Annotated in this window: 12 protein-coding genes; 6 read left to right on the top strand and 6 right to left on the bottom strand. The window is 72.9% G+C overall.

The features are described 5' to 3' along the window. Nucleotides 1-32: 32 nt before the first annotated feature. Both ABZ172_RS20280 and ABZ172_RS20275 read left to right on the top strand, forming a co-directional pair. Entirely contained in the window at nt 33-1,412 is a 1,380-nt protein-coding gene (locus tag ABZ172_RS20280; RefSeq protein WP_356885120.1) for an MFS transporter, read from the top strand. A 265-nt stretch (nt 1,413-1,677) separates the two neighbouring features. Then, entirely contained in the window at nt 1,678-2,052 is a 375-nt protein-coding gene (locus ABZ172_RS20275; RefSeq protein ID WP_014044757.1) for an RNA polymerase-binding protein RbpA, read from the top strand. Nucleotides 2,053-2,248: 196 nt separating this feature from the next. Here the strand turns inward: ABZ172_RS20275 and fxsA are convergent, their stop codons facing one another. The 4 genes from fxsA to ABZ172_RS20255 all read right to left on the bottom strand — a co-directional run bounded on the left by fxsA (nt 2,249) and on the right by ABZ172_RS20255 (nt 6,371). After that, nucleotides 2,249-2,848: an FxsA family membrane protein gene (gene fxsA, locus ABZ172_RS20270; RefSeq protein ID WP_356885119.1), complete on the bottom strand. Its 600-nt coding sequence runs from the start codon at nt 2,846-2,848 to the stop codon at nt 2,249-2,251. A gap of 67 nt (nt 2,849-2,915) precedes the next feature. Continuing rightward, a complete protein-coding gene (locus ABZ172_RS20265) occupies nt 2,916-3,683 on the bottom strand; it encodes a polyprenol monophosphomannose synthase (RefSeq protein ID WP_356885118.1) in 768 nt (255 codons plus the stop codon). Between the two features lie 537 nt (nt 3,684-4,220). Next, the gene (locus ABZ172_RS20260) at nt 4,221-5,861 is read right to left on the bottom strand and encodes an amidohydrolase (protein WP_356885117.1); all 1,641 of its coding nucleotides are present in this window, start codon (nt 5,859-5,861) and stop codon (nt 4,221-4,223) included. Nucleotides 5,862-5,930: 69 nt separating this feature from the next. Further along, a complete protein-coding gene (locus tag ABZ172_RS20255) occupies nt 5,931-6,371 on the bottom strand; it encodes an Lrp/AsnC family transcriptional regulator (protein WP_356885116.1) in 441 nt (146 codons plus the stop codon). A 203-nt stretch (nt 6,372-6,574) separates the two neighbouring features. Between ABZ172_RS20255 and ABZ172_RS20250 the strand changes: the two genes are divergently transcribed. Then, nucleotides 6,575-7,003, top strand: coding sequence for a hypothetical protein (locus ABZ172_RS20250; RefSeq protein ID WP_356885115.1), 429 nt, complete (start codon nt 6,575-6,577; stop codon nt 7,001-7,003). A gap of 457 nt (nt 7,004-7,460) precedes the next feature. On the opposite strand, the gene ABZ172_RS20245 is transcribed toward ABZ172_RS20250, so the two are convergent. Continuing rightward, nucleotides 7,461-8,633, bottom strand: coding sequence for an acyl-CoA dehydrogenase family protein (locus tag ABZ172_RS20245; RefSeq protein WP_356885114.1), 1,173 nt, complete (start codon nt 8,631-8,633; stop codon nt 7,461-7,463). 345 nt (nt 8,634-8,978) lie between these two features. Here ABZ172_RS20245 and ABZ172_RS20240 point away from each other — a divergent pair, with 345 nt between their 5' ends. The 3 genes from ABZ172_RS20240 (at nt 8,979) to ABZ172_RS20230 (ending at nt 13,347) form a co-directional block, all read left to right on the top strand. Continuing rightward, nucleotides 8,979-10,250: a glycoside hydrolase family 18 protein gene (locus ABZ172_RS20240; RefSeq protein WP_356885113.1), complete on the top strand. Its 1,272-nt coding sequence runs from the start codon at nt 8,979-8,981 to the stop codon at nt 10,248-10,250. A 743-nt stretch (nt 10,251-10,993) separates the two neighbouring features. Then, nucleotides 10,994-12,331, top strand: a complete 1,338-nt coding sequence (locus ABZ172_RS20235) for a hemolysin family protein (protein WP_356885112.1) — start codon at nt 10,994-10,996, stop codon at nt 12,329-12,331. After that, the gene (locus ABZ172_RS20230; protein WP_356885111.1) at nt 12,328-13,347 is read left to right on the top strand and encodes a hemolysin family protein; all 1,020 of its coding nucleotides are present in this window, start codon (nt 12,328-12,330) and stop codon (nt 13,345-13,347) included. Before ABZ172_RS20235 ends, ABZ172_RS20230 begins: the two co-directional genes overlap by 4 nt. Before the next feature lie 72 nt (nt 13,348-13,419). Here ABZ172_RS20230 and ABZ172_RS20225 read toward each other — a convergent pair whose 3' ends face one another. Next, the gene (locus ABZ172_RS20225) at nt 13,420-14,190 is read right to left on the bottom strand and encodes a phytanoyl-CoA dioxygenase family protein (RefSeq protein WP_356885110.1); all 771 of its coding nucleotides are present in this window, start codon (nt 14,188-14,190) and stop codon (nt 13,420-13,422) included. Nucleotides 14,191-14,193: the final 3 nt, after the last annotated feature.

Below are 14,193 nucleotides of genomic sequence, written 5' to 3'. Positions count from 1 at the left end.
GCGTCCGCACGGGACGATCGAGGGGGCGCCGCGTGAGCACCGACACCGCAGGGACCGCGGATCCGGCGGAGCGGCCGGCCGGGGACGCCGACCGCAGGCGGGAGCAACGCGGCTGGTACTTCTACGACTTCGCGTGTTCGGTGTACTCCACCAGCGTGCTGACGGTCTTCCTCGGCCCGTACCTGACGTCCATAGCCGAGGCGGCCGCCGACGCGGACGGGTTCGTGCACCCGCTGGGCATACCCGTCCGGGCGGGCTCGCTCTTCGCCTACGCCGTGTCGGTGTCGATCGTCGTGGCGGTGATCGTCATGCCGGTCGTCGGAGCGGCGGCCGACCGCACGGGACGCAAGAAGCCCCTCCTCGCGGCAGCCGCGTACACCGGCGCGACGGCGACCGCCTGCATGTTCTTTCTGGACGGCGACCGCTATCTGCTGGGCGCCCTGCTGCTGATCGTGGCGAACGCGTCGATCTCCGTCTCGATGGCCCTGTACAACGCGTACCTGCCGCAGATCTCCACACCCGAGGAGCGCGACGCGGTCTCCTCCCGCGGGTGGGCGTTCGGCTACACCTCGGGCGCCCTCGTCCTCGTCCTGAACCTGGTCCTCTACACGGGGCACGACTCCTTCGGACTGTCCGAGTCCGAAGCGGTCCGGATCTGCATCGCCTCGGCCGGCGTGTGGTGGGGCGCGTTCGCCCTGGTCCCGCTGCGCCGGCTGCGGGACCGCCGGGTGGTGCGCGGCGACGGCGGGGCGGCCGGCGAGGGCGCGGTCGGCTCCGGCTGGCGGCAGCTGCTGGCGACGCTGCGCGACATGCGCCGCCATCCGCTCACGCTGTCCTTCCTGCTCGCCTACCTGGTCTACAACGACGGCATCCAGACCGTGATCTCGCAGGCGTCCCTCTACGGCTCCGCAGAGCTCGGCCTCGACCAGACGACCCTGATCACGGCGGTGCTGCTCGTGCAGGTGCTCGCGGTGGCGGGGGCCCTGGGGATGGGACGACTCGCCCGGCGCTACGGGGCGAAGCACACGATTCTGGCGTCGCTGGCCGTCTGGACCCTGATCCTGGCCGCGGCGTACGTGCTGCCCTCCGACGCGCCGGTGTTCTTCTACGTCCTGGCCGCGGCGATCGGGCTGGTGATGGGCGGCAGCCAGGCCCTGTCGCGGTCCCTCTTCTCGCACCTCGTGCCCCGCGGCAAGGAGGCGGAGTACTTCTCCGCCTACGAGATGAGCGACCGGGGACTCAGCTGGCTGGGGCCGCTGGTCTTCGGTCTGGGCTACCAGCTCACCGGCAGCTACCGGGATGCGATCCTGTCCCTGGTGCTCTTCTTCGTGGTCGGCTCGGCGCTGCTGGCGAGGGTGCCGGTGCGGGCCGCGGTGGCCGCCGCGGGCAACCCCGTGCCGGAACGCGTTTAGACGCCGAAGTGAAAGGCCGGTAGTATACGTCTTTGGCCTGCCCGGAGGACCGTTACTGCGAGTGGAAGAGTGAAACCCCTGGGTGACATCTTCCGCCAGAGGTGACAAACCGGGCACCCGTGGGTAAGAGCAACCCAGACCGAGCAGCGGGACGACGGGCGACGCATGACCGGCAACGGGAATCTTTGCCGCCGACCGGACGTTGACCGGATGACGACGACAGCGACACCTGTCCTGTGGGCGACAAGCCCGGGAGGCACGATTCATGAGTGAGCGAGCTCTCCGCGGCACGCGACTCGTGGTTACCAGCTACGAGACGGACCGCGGCATCGATCTGGCCCCGCGCCAGGCGGTGGAGTACGCATGCCCGAACGGACATCGATTTGAGATGCCGTTCTCGGTAGAGGCGGAGATTCCGCCGGAGTGGGAGTGCAAGGCGTGCGGCGCCACGGCACTCCTGGTGGACGGGGACGGCCCCGAAGAGAAGAAGGGCAAGCCCGCGCGCACGCACTGGGACATGCTCATGGAGCGGCGTACCCGCGAGGAGCTGGAAGAGGTGCTGGCCGAGAGGCTGGCGGTTCTGCGCTCCGGTGCCATGAACATCGCCGTGCACCCGCGGGACAGCAGGAAGTCTGCCTGACCGCCTGACACCGCACGATCAAGAGCCGCGGGCCGCGACACAGCACATGTGTCGCGGCCCGCGGCTCTTGGTGTGTCCGTCCTCACACGGTGACGCCCGCCGGTTCCCCGGCGCCGCCGCGGTTCCCCGTCGGAGCCCGGACGGCCCGCCCCGGGGGGCGGACCGTAGCGCGGCCGGTGGAATCGGGCGGGGCGGTTCAGGGGGTCAGCGGCGGACGGCCGGTGCCCTCGCCGTCGTCGGGGCGGTGCGGCCCGGGCGGACCGTCCTCGCGGACGACCTCGCCCTGGACGACCTTGCCGTCCGGCCGGTGGATACGGGCCTGCTGGAAGGCCTCCGAGAAGCCTCCGGCCGTCGCCGACCTCATCCGCCGGTCCAGGGAGCGCTCCGCGTAGCGCCCGAGCACCGCGCGGACCGGGGGCAGCAGCAGGAGCAGGCCGGCCGCGTCGGAGAGCACGCCGGGGATCATCAGGAGCAGGCCGCCCAGCATGAGGAGGCCGTTGCCCTTCGTGCCGGACGGGGCCTCGGCCGGGGCCGTCGGGGCGCCCGGCTGTCCGGGCATCCGCTGCAGGGTCTCGGTGAGGTTGCGGAAGGCGCGCCGGCCCGCCCTCTTGATCACCACGGCTCCGAGCACGGCGCCGGCGACCAGGATCAGCAGCACGGTGAAGCCGTTCGCCGCGCCGGCCACCACGGTCAGCAGCCAGATCTCCAGCACCAGCCAGACGGCGATGCCCAGCGGCAGGAGGGTACGGGCGCGTGAGCGCCGTGGACGGGTCGGAGGCGGTGTGCCGGTCGTCATGCCCCCAGTGTGCCTGTACGGGCGTCCGGGCGCCGTAAGGAGGTGATCTTGGGACGGCCGGGGACGGTCAGGGGGTCTTGCGGCCCAGCACCTTGTTGGCGCGGCCGGTGATGCCCCAGCCGGTGACCCGCCACAGGGCCTCGACGAGGATGTCGCGGCTCATCTTGGAGTCGCCGATCTCGCGCTCCATGAAGGTGATCGGCACCTCGACCACGTGGTAGCCGGCCTCGACGGCCCGCCGGGCGAGATCGACCTGGAAGCAGTACCCCTGCGAGGCGACCTCGTCGAGGCCGAGACCGTCCAGGGTCTCGGTGCGGAAGGCCCGGTAGCCGCCGGTGACGTCACGGACCGAGAGGCCCAGCAGCATCCGGGAGTAGAGGCTGCCGCCGCGGGAGATCATCTCGCGGTGCCGGGGCCAGTTGACCACCCGGCCGCCGGGCACCCAGCGTGAGCCGAGGACCAGGTCGGCGCCCTTCAGGGCGGTGAGGAGCCGGGGCAGCTCCTCCGGCTGGTGGGAGCCGTCGGCGTCCATCTCGACCAGGACGCCGTAGCCGTGCTCGGATCCCCACCGGAAACCGGCGAGGTAGGCGGCTCCGAGCCCCTCCTTGCCCTTGCGGTGCAGGACGTGCACCTGGCTGTCGCCGACCGCGAGCGCGTCGGCGACCTTGCCGGTGCCGTCGGGGCTGTTGTCGTCGGCGACGAGGATGTCCGCCTCCGGCACGGCGGCGCGCACCCGGGCGACGATCAGCTCGACGTTGTCGGCCTCGTTGTAGGTCGGGATGATCACCAGGACCCTGCCGAGCGGGCCGAACTGCCGCTGTCCGCCGTCGTTCACTACTGCCCCTTAAAGTCCGTACGCAGGTGCACACCATATCCAGCAGGACGCGGCAGGACCCCGGCACGGTCACGGGGTGGCGTGCGTCCGCACGGACAGAAGCATGGATCGGGGGACAGAAGGGCAGCACTGCGGGTCGGGGCCCGGCGTCCTTCGGGCCGACCTGGGATCCGCTGGCTGCGGGTCGACCGAGAGCCGTTGTCTACTGAACCTCCGGGCCCCACCCGGGTCACACCTGCCGTCCGGACGAAACCTTCCCTCGCTCCCGAGGCGCCGGCGCTGGACCTGGCTGTCAGTGGCGGTGCGCCGGTGCGGCACACCGCCCCACATGACCCAGCGGCGTTCGACGACTGCGTGGAGGTCCGACCGGTCGGACGTCCAGTGGTGGACCCGGCCGAACCTACCGGCCGGTGGGCGCTTTCTGTCAACACTCCCCCGACCTGCTGTTTCTTCGGAAAGCGCCTGGTCAGCGCCGAGGATTCGCCGCTCGCGGCGCGGACCCCGCGCCATCGATCGGCGGAACGGAACATCGAGACGTCACTCGTTCGGCCGTACGTAGACCGTGTGTCCGAACACGACCGTGCGCAGGCAGACCGGGAGTTCAGCCCCCGGGGTGAGATCCGGCAGGCCCGGGGTGCCGGAGCGGGGATCGGTCGACCAGCGCGCCACCCGGTCGTCGGGGGCCTGGACCAGCAGGTCACCGGTGCGCCAGACGGCGTAGTCGGCCGGGGCGCCCGGCACGAGCACACCCCCGTCGTCGCGGCCGACGGCCCGCCAGCCGCCCCGGGTGTGCGCGGTGAAACCGGCGCGTACGGAGACCCGGTGCCCGGGGGTGCGGTGGTGGGCGGCGGCCCGCACGGTGCCCCAGGGGTCCAGCGGGGTGACGGGGCTGTCCGAGCCGAAGGCGAGGGGCACGCCGGCGCGCAGCAGGGCGGCGTACGGGTTGAGGGTCGCGGCGCGCTCGGGGCCGAGCCGCCGGGCGTACATGCCGTCCGGGCCGCCCCAGGCCGCGTCGAAGGCCGGCTGGACGGAGGCGGTGAGCCCCAGCTCGGCGAAGGCGGCGACGGTCTCCGGGGTGAGCATCTCGGCATGTTCCACCCGGTGCCTGGCGGCCCTGATCCGGGCCAGGCCCAGAGTCTCGGAGGCGGCCCGCACCCCGGCCACCACGGCGGAGACCGCCGCGTCGCCGATCGCGTGGAAGCCGGCCTGAAGACCGGCCTCGGTGCAGGCCTTCACGTGCACCGCGATCGCCGCCGCGTCCAGGAGGCCGGTGCCGGTGTGCGGGGCGTCGGCGTACGGCTCGTGCAGGTGGGCGGTGTGCGAGCCCAGCGAACCGTCCACGAAGAGGTCGCCGGCGGCACCCACCGCGCCGAGCTCGCGGATCCGGCGGGCTCCCTCCGCGTCCTCGACGTGCTCGGCCCAGTAGCCGAAGACCCGCGGACCGGGCTGCTCGGCGGCGAGCGCCAGGAGCCCGGTGAAGTCGTCCTCGTCCGAGATCTCGGGGCCCGCGCACTCGTGCAGGGTGCCGATCCCCAAGGAGGCGGCGTGCGCGAGGGCGGCGCGCTGGGCCCGGGCGCGCTGCGCGGGGGTGACGGCGCCGTGGGCCGCCGCACGCACGGCGTGGTGGGCGTCGCCGGTCAGGGGGCCGTCGGGGTGGTAGCCGGCCAGCCCGGTGACGCCCGGGACCAGATCCAGCAGCGCCGTGGTCACGACGGCCGAGTGGACGTCCACCCGGGGCAGGTAGAGGGCCCGGCCGCCGGCCGCCTCGTCCAGCTCGGCACGCGACGGGGGCCGCTGCTCGGGCCAGCGGGCCGCGTCCCATCCGTGCCCGAGGATCACCCCGCCGTCCGTCCGGCCGGACGCGGACGCGCGTACGAGGGCGAGGGCCTCCGTGAGGGTGCGCGCACCGGAGAGGTCCAGACCGGTGAGGGCGAGTCCGGTCGACGTGGTGTGCACGTGGGAGTCGGTGAAGGCCGGGGTGACCAGGGCCCCCTCCAGGTCGATCACCTCGTCGACACCGCCGGCGAAGGCGTCGGCCGCCCCCTCGGACCCCACCCAGGCGACGTGGCCGCGTTCGACGACCATGGCGGTGGCGAACGGATCGGCGGGGCTGTGGACGTCTCCACCGCGCAGCAGCACGGTGCGGTGTTCGCTCTGGGGGGCGGTGCTCTCGGTCATGGGACCAGTCTCGCGCCTGCCGGGACCGGCCCCGGCGCCGCCCCCCGCGCGACCGGCGGCCCAGGCGCCTCAGACGCGCGGCGGCCGCGCCTCGTAGGGGGTGGAGAGGACGACGGTCGTCCGGGTGGACACCCCGGCCAGCGTCCTGATCCGGGTCAGCAGGTGTTCGAGCTCCAGGGGGCTGGAGACCCGGACCTTGAGGATGTAGTTCTCGTCGCCGGCGACGCTGTGGCACGCCTCCAGCTCCGGCACGCCGGCCAGCCGTTCGGCGATGTCGTCGGGTGCGCTCGGGTCGAAGGGTTTCACCGAGATGAACGCGGTGAGGGGCAGGCCGACGGCCTCGGGGTCGACGACGGCGGCGTAGCCCCGGATCACCCCGCGCTGCTCCAGCCGGCGGACGCGCTGATGAACGGCCGAGGTGGACAGGCCCGTGGCCCTGCCCAGGTCGGTGTAGCTCATCCGCCCGTCCTTGACGAGCAACTCCACGATCTGACGGTCCAGCTCCTCCATGCGGATCAACCTATGGCCCCGGGTCCCTCCAGGCACAGTCGCGGAGGCCCGGGAGGGCCGCGTTCGAGGGGCATGTGACCAATGCCACATGTTTACGGAGGGGTAGCCGACGGACCCGCGATTACGGCCGGCCTCCCACGGGAAGTGCTTGCTGTGGCCGAGGCCAAGGCGCCACGCCGGCCCACCCGAGGGGGGAAAGACCCATGCAGAGCCTGAAGCTCACCCGACGTACCGAACCGCAGCCCGATACCGACGCGGTCACCACCGCGTTCACCGCTCCGGACGAGGACACCGTCCTCGACGCGTACGACACGGTCGGGATGTACCGGGTGATCTGCCCGGACTGCTCCCGGGCGATCGCCCTGCTGGAGGACGAGGACGTGCTTCCCCAGCACGCGCTGTGCGCCACGCCGTGGAATCCGTTCGTCCTCACCGTCTGCCCCGGCACGAACAGTGACGCCTCCCGGGCCCGCCCCGCGGACGAGGCGCCCGGGGTCCAGGAGCAGGAGGCGGCCCTGCTGCTGACGCTCCCCCAGGGACTGGACTGGCGGATGCAGCCCTTCTCGCACGCCGGGGGTCCCGGTTCGCGTCCTCTGCGGTACCTGCCGCAGGCGCAGCGTCAGGCCGCCTGACGCCCCCACGCACACCCGGGGCGCGCCCGGTCGGCGCGGACGGCCCGAGGACGGCCCGCGGGCACGGTGCGCGCATCCCGACGGTCAGGCCGGTGCGGTGGCGCCGGCCCCACCGGACGGCCGGTGACCGCGGCACCCGAGGAACGGGCGCGCGAATCGGCCGGACAGTGACCCCGGGCCGGGTCGCGGCGTTGGCCCGGTATGACCACGCTGCATTCATCGGCCGGACCCGCCCGCCGCCGTCTCGCCGCACCACCGCCCGGAGCATCGGTCCCCCGGTCCGCGCCGCAGCCCCAGGAGCCCGTACGGCCCCCGGGGGCGCACAGTACCGATCCGCCCATCTACCGGGCCATGCTGCGCCGTTGGGAGAGTGCTGGCCTGACCCTGCCGGGCCGTCACGACCAGGAGTGGAACCGGATCATGACGACACCGGTCTGGTCGGACCGGCCCCTGCGGTTCAGCGCGTTTCGGGACCCGCGAGGTGACGGGCGATGACCATGCGCTGGATCTGGTTGGTGCCCTCGACGATCTGCAGCACCTTCGCCTCGCGCATCAGCCGCTCGACCGGGAAGTCGAGGGTGTAGCCGTAACCCCCCAGCACCTGGACCGCGTCGGTGGTGACGCGCATGGCCGCGTCGGTGCAGAAGAGCTTCGCCATGGCCGCCTGGCGGGAGAACGGCAGGCCCGCGTCGCGAAGCCGTGCCGCCTCCAGGTAGAGCGCCCGGCCGGCCTCGATCTGGGTGGCCATGTCGGCGAGCATGAACCGCAGTCCCTGGAAGTCCGCGACGGGGCGGCCGAACTGCCGCCGGTCGGTGGCGTACCGGACCGCCTCGTCCAGGGCCGCCTGGGCGACGCCGACGGCGCAGGCGGCGATGCCCAGGCGCCCCGAGTCGAGGGCGGACAGGGCGATGGCGAAACCCTGGCCCTCCTCCCCGATCCTGCGGTCGCCGGAGATCCGTACGCCGTCGAAGTGCAGCTGGGCGGTGGGTGAGCCCTTCATGCCCATCTTCTTCTCGGGCAGGGCCGCGTCGAGCCCGTCGGCGTCGCCGGGGACCAGGAAGGCCGTGATGCCCCGGGGGCCGTCCTCCCCGGTGCGGGCCAGGACGGTGTAGAAGTCGGCGATCCCGCCGTGCGTGATCCATGCCTTCGTCCCGGTGAGCACCCAGTCCTCGCCGTCCCGCACGGCCTTCGTGCGGAGGGAGGCCGCGTCGGAGCCCGAGGACGGCTCGGAGAGGCAGTAGGCGCCCAGCAGGCCGCCCGCGAGCATCCCGGGGAGGTGGGCGGTCCGTTGGGCGTCGGTGCCGTATCCGGCGAGCGCGTGGCAGGCGAGGGAGTGGACGCTGACGCCGAGGCCGACGGTGAGCCGGGCCGCGGCGAGCTCCTCCAGGACCTGGAGACAGACCTCGTACGGCTGGTCACCGCCACCGTGTGCGGAGTCGTACGGCAGGCCGAGGAGGCCCGATGCGGAGAGCAGGGTGAAGACCTGGCGGGGGAAGCGGCCCGCTTCCTCCTCCTCGGCCGCCCGGGGCGCGATCTCCTTGGCCACGATGTCGCGTACGAGCTCGACGAGCTGCCGGGACTCCTCGCTGGGCAGACGGCGTTCCACCGGCTGCGGGGCACGGTCGGACATGACGGCGCTCTCCTCCCTGTCGGGCGTGAGGCGGTCGCGCGGGGTGGGCGCGGCACCGCCGGACGGTCCCGGGCGATGCCCGGAAATCTACGGCTCCGCAGCCGATCCTGCCTTCCCGGATCACGGGACACGCTGGCCAGCGGCTGTGGCGCGTCGAGTATGCCCGATCGGAGCGCGGGCGTCACCGGGTGACGGACCTCGTGATCAGGGAAATTGGTCCGAACCATTGACCCCACTGGTCTAGTCCTTCTACGGTCTCCTCACTGCCTCACCGCATCCATGCCGGTCCCGGTGGACGGAGGCAGCCACCCCCCACACCCCAGCCCTCCCCCACGAGGAGCCACAATGAACGGACTTCACCGTCCCGGCGCCCGCCTCCGGGCGCTCGCCGCCACCGCCTGCACCGTCGCACTGGGAGCAGCCCTCCTCGGCGTCGCGGGCACGTCCTCCGCCGGTGCGGCCCCCACCTCCCCCGCCCCGGCAGCCGCCGCGGACACCGCCGCCCCCGCCGCGGCAGGCGACAAGGTGGTCGGGTACTTCACCAACTGGGGTACCTACCAGCGCGATTACCACGTCAAGAACATCGAGACCTCGGGCTCGGCCGACAAGCTGACGCACATCAACTACGCCTTCGGCAACGTCCAAGGCGGCAAGTGCACCGTCGGGGACAGCTACGCCGACTACGAGAAGGCCTACACGGCCGAGCAGTCGGTGGACGGCGTCGCGGACACCTGGGACCAGGAACTGCGCGGCAGCTTCAACCAGTTGCGCAAGCTGAAGAAGCTGCACCCCGACCTGAAGGTCATCTGGTCCTTCGGCGGGTGGAGCTGGTCCGGCGGCTTCGCCGAGGCCGCGCAGAACCCGGAGGCCTTCGCGGAGTCCTGCTACGGCCTGGTCGAGGACCCGCGCTGGGCCGACGTCTTCGACGGCATCGACATCGACTGGGAGTACCCGAACGCCTGCGGCCTGACCTGTGACACGAGCGGACGCGACGCGTACGGCGACCTCCTGTCGGCGCTGCGGTCGAAGTTCGGCACCGACAATCTGGTCACCTCGGCGATCACCGCGGACGGATCCGACGGCGGCAAGATCGACGCGGTGGACTACGCCGGGGCCGCGCAGTACCTCGACTGGTACAACCCGATGACGTACGACTTCTTCGGCGCGTTCGCCGCGCAGGGACCGACGGCGCCGCACTCCCCGCTGACCTCCTACCCGGGCATCCCGACGGAGGGCTTCAACAGCGACGCGGCCATCTCCAAGCTCAAGGGGCTCGGCATCCCGGCGGAGAAGCTGCTGCTGGGCATCGGCTTCTACGGCCGCGGCTGGACCGGCGTCACGGAGTCCGAGCCGGGCGGCACCGCCACCGGCGCGGCCCCGGGGACGTACGAGCCGGGCATCGAGGACTACAAGGTCCTGAAGGACAGCTGCCCCGCCACCGGCACGGTCGCCGGCACCGCGTACGCCCACTGCGGCACCGACTGGTGGAGCTACGACACCCCGGCCACCATCTCGACGAAGATGGACTACAAGAACGAGCAGGGCCTGGGAGGCACCTTCTTCTGGGAGCTCAGCGGCGACACGGCGAACGGTGAGCTGATCAAGGCCATCAACTAGCCGCGCCGGGGTACACGGAGCGCAGGGCGGGTCAGGGGCGGGGTGCCGGGCGGGCACCCCGCCCCACCTGTCGCGACGGGACCGCGACGCCGGTCCCGCCCTCCACGAGGCACACCGGACGCCCGCGTCCCGCGCCTCTCCCTCGTCGCACCCCTCGCACCGCCCCCACCACCGCGCCACCGCACCCGTGCGCACGCCGGACGTCCGGCGTGCGCACGGGTGCGCGTGCGTTCCGGTTGCGTGCGCGCGGGTGTCCGGGGCTGAGGTGTTCCGGATGCGGGTGCCGTGCGTGCCCGGATGCGCGGGGGTTCCGGGGCCCGGCGTTCCAGGGCTCCGGCGTTCCGTATGCGGGGGCGTCCGGCCCGGCCCGTGCCGCGACCTCACCGGTCCCCGCGCGCACGTGCCGGCGGGGGCGCCCGGGGCCGGACCGCGGACCGGCCTTCTTCTACAGGCGCGTAGAAGCATAGAGTTGCCCCCGCGAGCCGGGACGCCCCCGGGCGGGGCCGGCGGCCTCTCGCTCCGCGGCGGTCACCGTTCCGCTGGCCGGAGGCGCCGGTGCACCGGTGCCCCCGGACGGCGCTCTCGGTGGCCGGGAACGCGGTTTCGGTCAGAATCGTTGTGTGTGTGCACGCCTACATGAGGAGCTCTCGCTTGTCCGCCAGATCGACGGACCCTTCGGGACACAGTCCCCGCCCGTCCCGCCCCTCGCTCCTTGAGCACGGCACACGGCGGGGTGGTGTCGGATGAGTGCCGTGCAGGCCTGGCTGGGCGTGCTGTCCGTCTTCGTCCTGACCGCGGGCACCGGCTATTTCGTCGCCCAGGAGTTCGCGTACGTCTCCGCCGACCGGCTCGCCCTGGCCCGGGAGGCCGAGGCCGGCGACCGGAGGGCCGCCCGGGCCCTGAAGGTCCTGGGGCGGCTGTCGTTCATGCTGTCGGGCGCCCAGCTCGGCATCACGGTGACCGGGCTGGTCGTCGGTTTCCTTGCCGAGCCGTCCGTCTCCGTGCTGCTGAGGCCGGTGCTGTCCGGCGTCGGGGTCCCCGACGGCGCCGTCAGCGGCATCTCGGTGGTCCTCGCCTTCGTCCTGGCGACCGTGGTGCAGATGGTGCTCGGCGAGCTGGCCCCGAAGAACCTGGCCATCGCCGTCCCGGAGCGGCTGGCGAAGTCGCTCGCCGGCTCGACCCTGGCGTATCTCAAGGTCGTCGGCCCGGTGGTGCGGATCTTCGACGGAGCGGCGAACCGGCTGCTGCGGAAGGTGGGCATCGAACCGGTCGAGGAACTGCACCACGGTGCCACCCTCGAAGAGCTCGGCCATCTGATCGGCGAGTCCCACGAACAGGGCGAGCTGCCGCGCGGGACGGCCGAGCTGCTCGACCACGCCCTGGAGTTCTCGGAGCGGACCCTGCACGCGGTGATGGTGCCGCGCGCGGACGCGGTCTTCGTCCGCAAGGACGCCACGGCCGCCGAGGCCATCGGCCTCATCGGCAAGCACGGCCACTCCAACTACCCGGTGCTCGGCGACCACCCCGACGACGTCGCGGGTGTGCTGGGCGTGCGGGAACTGATGGGGCTGCCCGCCGAGCGGCTCACCACCGCGACCGCCGGCGCGGTGGCGCGCGGGGCGCTGCTGCTGCCGGACACCCTGCCGCTGCCGGGTGCCGTGGAGCGGATGCGCGAGCGGGACGACGAGTTCGCCGTGGTGCTCGACGAGCACGGCGGCGTCGCCGGGGTCGTCACCTACGAGGACATCGCCGAGGAGCTCGTGGGTGACATCGCCGACGAGTCGGACACGGTCACCGAGGTGGCCGTGGCGGACGGCGACGGCTGGATCGTGGACGCCGGGCGCCGTCTGGACGAGGTGGCGGAGACCACCGGTATCGCGCTGCCCGCCGAGGAGGACTTCGATACGGTGGCCGGCCTGATCGTCGACCGACTCGGGCGCTTCCCGGCCATCGGCGACCGCCTCACGGTGCCGCTGGCCCACGGAGCGTCCGCGGTCATCGACGTACGGGCCCTCGACCGGCACGTGCCGGAGCGGATCCGCATCGAGCGGCTGGCCGGGCAGCAGGAGGAGCAGGCATGAGTTTCCCGTTGGCACTCTTCGTCACCGTGCTGCTGCTGATCGGCAGCGGGTTCTTCGTCGCGGCCGAGTTCGCTCTGGTCGCCGCCAGACGCCACCGCATGGAGAAGGCCGTGGCCGACGGCCGGCGCGGCGCCAAGGCGGCGCTGGCCGGCATGCGCGAGCTGTCGCTGATGCTGGCCGGCGCCCAGCTCGGGATCACGGTGTGCACCCTGGGCCTGGGCTCGGTGTCCAAACCGGCGATCTCCCACGAGCTGGACCCGCTGCTGCACGACCTGGGCCTGCCCACCGCCCTGAGTTACGGCGTCGCGTTCGCCGTGGCGATGATCGTGGTGGTGTTCCTGCACATGGTGCTCGGCGAGATGGCGCCCAAGTCCTGGGCCATCGCGCACCCGGAGCGCTCCGCGATGCTGCTCTCCCCGCCCTTCCGGAGCGTGGTGAAGGCGGTGCGCCCGCTGATCTGGGTCCTCAACAGGATGAGCAACGGCCTGGTCCGGCTGTGCCGGGTCACCCCGCGCGACGAGCTGACCTCCGTCCACAACCGCGAGCAGCTCACCCGTCTGGTGGAGGAGTCCGAGCGGCTGGGCCTGATCAGCGAGACCGACTCCGAGCTGCTGACGCGCTCGCTGACCGAGCCGGACACCCCGGTGCGTGAGCTCCAGGTCCCCGCTTCCGGCATCTCCTCCGTCGACGGCGACGCGGACGCGGAGGAGATCCTGCGCCTGGCGGCCGGCACCGACCGCACCCGGCTGCTGGTCCTCCGGCACGGGACCGTCCTCGGGTCGGTGCACGCGCGCGACGTCCTCGTGGCGCGCGCCCAGGGCCGGTCCGCCTCCGCCCGTGAGCTGGCGCGCCCCGTGCCCGAGCTCACCGGCGACGCCACGGTCGCCGAGGCCATCGAGCTGCTGCGCCGGCGGCGGGCCTCGCTCGCCGTCGTGCGGGACGCCTCGGGACGGCTCACCGGCATGGTGAGCCTGGACGACCTGCTGGCCCGCTTCCTCCAGCCCCAGCCCGCGTAGGTCCCGGGCACCCACCCGAGCGCCCCGGCCCCGTGCCGGGGCGCTCGGCTGCGCTGCGGGCCGCAGGCACCGTCATCCCCGCCGGTGCCGGCCGTCGGTGCGGCGGCCCGTGCCGTCGTCCGGTGCGCCGGGCCGCCGTCCGGGACCGGGCCGGCCGCCCCGGCGCAGCGGCAGATCACCGAACGCGGCGTCGTTGGGGGTCAGTTCCACGGTCCGCGCGCTCTTGTACTCGTGGATCAGGATGGACCGGTGGCGGTCCGTCGTGTTGCTGCTGGCGCGGTGCAGGGTGAGGCAGTGCAGGAACAGCACCGCCCCCGGCCGGACCCGGACCGGAACCGCCTCGTGCTCCTCGGCCCCGGACGCGCGGGGGAGGTGGCTCCCGGGGCGTACGAGGGTGGCCCCGGACTCCGCGTCCATGTCGTCGAGGTAGATCAGCGCGGTGACCAGTTCAGGCCGGGTGTGCCGGTCCGTGTCCAGGTCGCGGTGCCAGCCCTCCTCGGCCCGCAGGCCGGACGGGCGCAGCCGTGCGAAGCCCATGTGGAAGTTGATGTCGGGCCCCAGCAGGGCGTCCACGACGTCCAGGACCCGCTCGTCGTGGATGAGCGCGTACCAGTCGTCGCCGGCCAGCGGGGTGTTGACGATCTTCCACACCGCGTACGGGTTGTAGGGGTCGAGGTGGGGCAGCGGGGTCTCGGACGCGGCGTGCACGTGCAGCCGGGGGTGGGTGCGGCGCGGCGGGTCGATGAGGCCGGACAGCATCGTCTTCAGCTGCGCCACCTCGGCCTCCGAGTAGAGGTCGGCCACGAGGTATCCGTCGCGCTCGAACGTGTCGCGGTACTGCATCAG

The sequence above is a fragment of the Streptomyces sp. NPDC006296 genome (assembly GCF_040613235.1).
Lineage (GTDB): Bacteria > Actinomycetota > Actinomycetes > Streptomycetales > Streptomycetaceae > Streptomyces.
The sequence above is the reverse complement of the archived record's forward strand: the minus strand, read 5'-3'. Positions and strand labels throughout refer to the sequence as shown.

What these genes read in the sequence shown, in the direction of transcription:
- ABZ172_RS20275 (WP_014044757.1), top strand. Translation starts at nt 1,678, where the DNA reads ATGAGTGAGCGAGCTCTCCGCGGCACGCGACTCGTGGTTACCAGCTAC.
- fxsA (WP_356885119.1), bottom strand. Translation starts at nt 2,848, where the DNA reads ATGACGACCGGCACACCGCCTCCGACCCGTCCACGGCGCTCACGCGCC.
- ABZ172_RS20260 (WP_356885117.1), bottom strand. Translation starts at nt 5,861, where the DNA reads ATGACCGAGAGCACCGCCCCCCAGAGCGAACACCGCACCGTGCTGCTG.
- ABZ172_RS20255 (WP_356885116.1), bottom strand. Translation starts at nt 6,371, where the DNA reads ATGGAGGAGCTGGACCGTCAGATCGTGGAGTTGCTCGTCAAGGACGGG.
- ABZ172_RS20250 (WP_356885115.1), top strand. Translation starts at nt 6,575, where the DNA reads ATGCAGAGCCTGAAGCTCACCCGACGTACCGAACCGCAGCCCGATACC.
- ABZ172_RS20245 (WP_356885114.1), bottom strand. Translation starts at nt 8,633, where the DNA reads ATGTCCGACCGTGCCCCGCAGCCGGTGGAACGCCGTCTGCCCAGCGAG.
- ABZ172_RS20240 (WP_356885113.1), top strand. Translation starts at nt 8,979, where the DNA reads ATGAACGGACTTCACCGTCCCGGCGCCCGCCTCCGGGCGCTCGCCGCC.
- ABZ172_RS20235 (WP_356885112.1), top strand. Translation starts at nt 10,994, where the DNA reads ATGAGTGCCGTGCAGGCCTGGCTGGGCGTGCTGTCCGTCTTCGTCCTG.
- ABZ172_RS20230 (WP_356885111.1), top strand. Translation starts at nt 12,328, where the DNA reads ATGAGTTTCCCGTTGGCACTCTTCGTCACCGTGCTGCTGCTGATCGGC.
- ABZ172_RS20225 (WP_356885110.1), bottom strand. Translation starts at nt 14,190, where the DNA reads ATGCAGTACCGCGACACGTTCGAGCGCGACGGATACCTCGTGGCCGAC.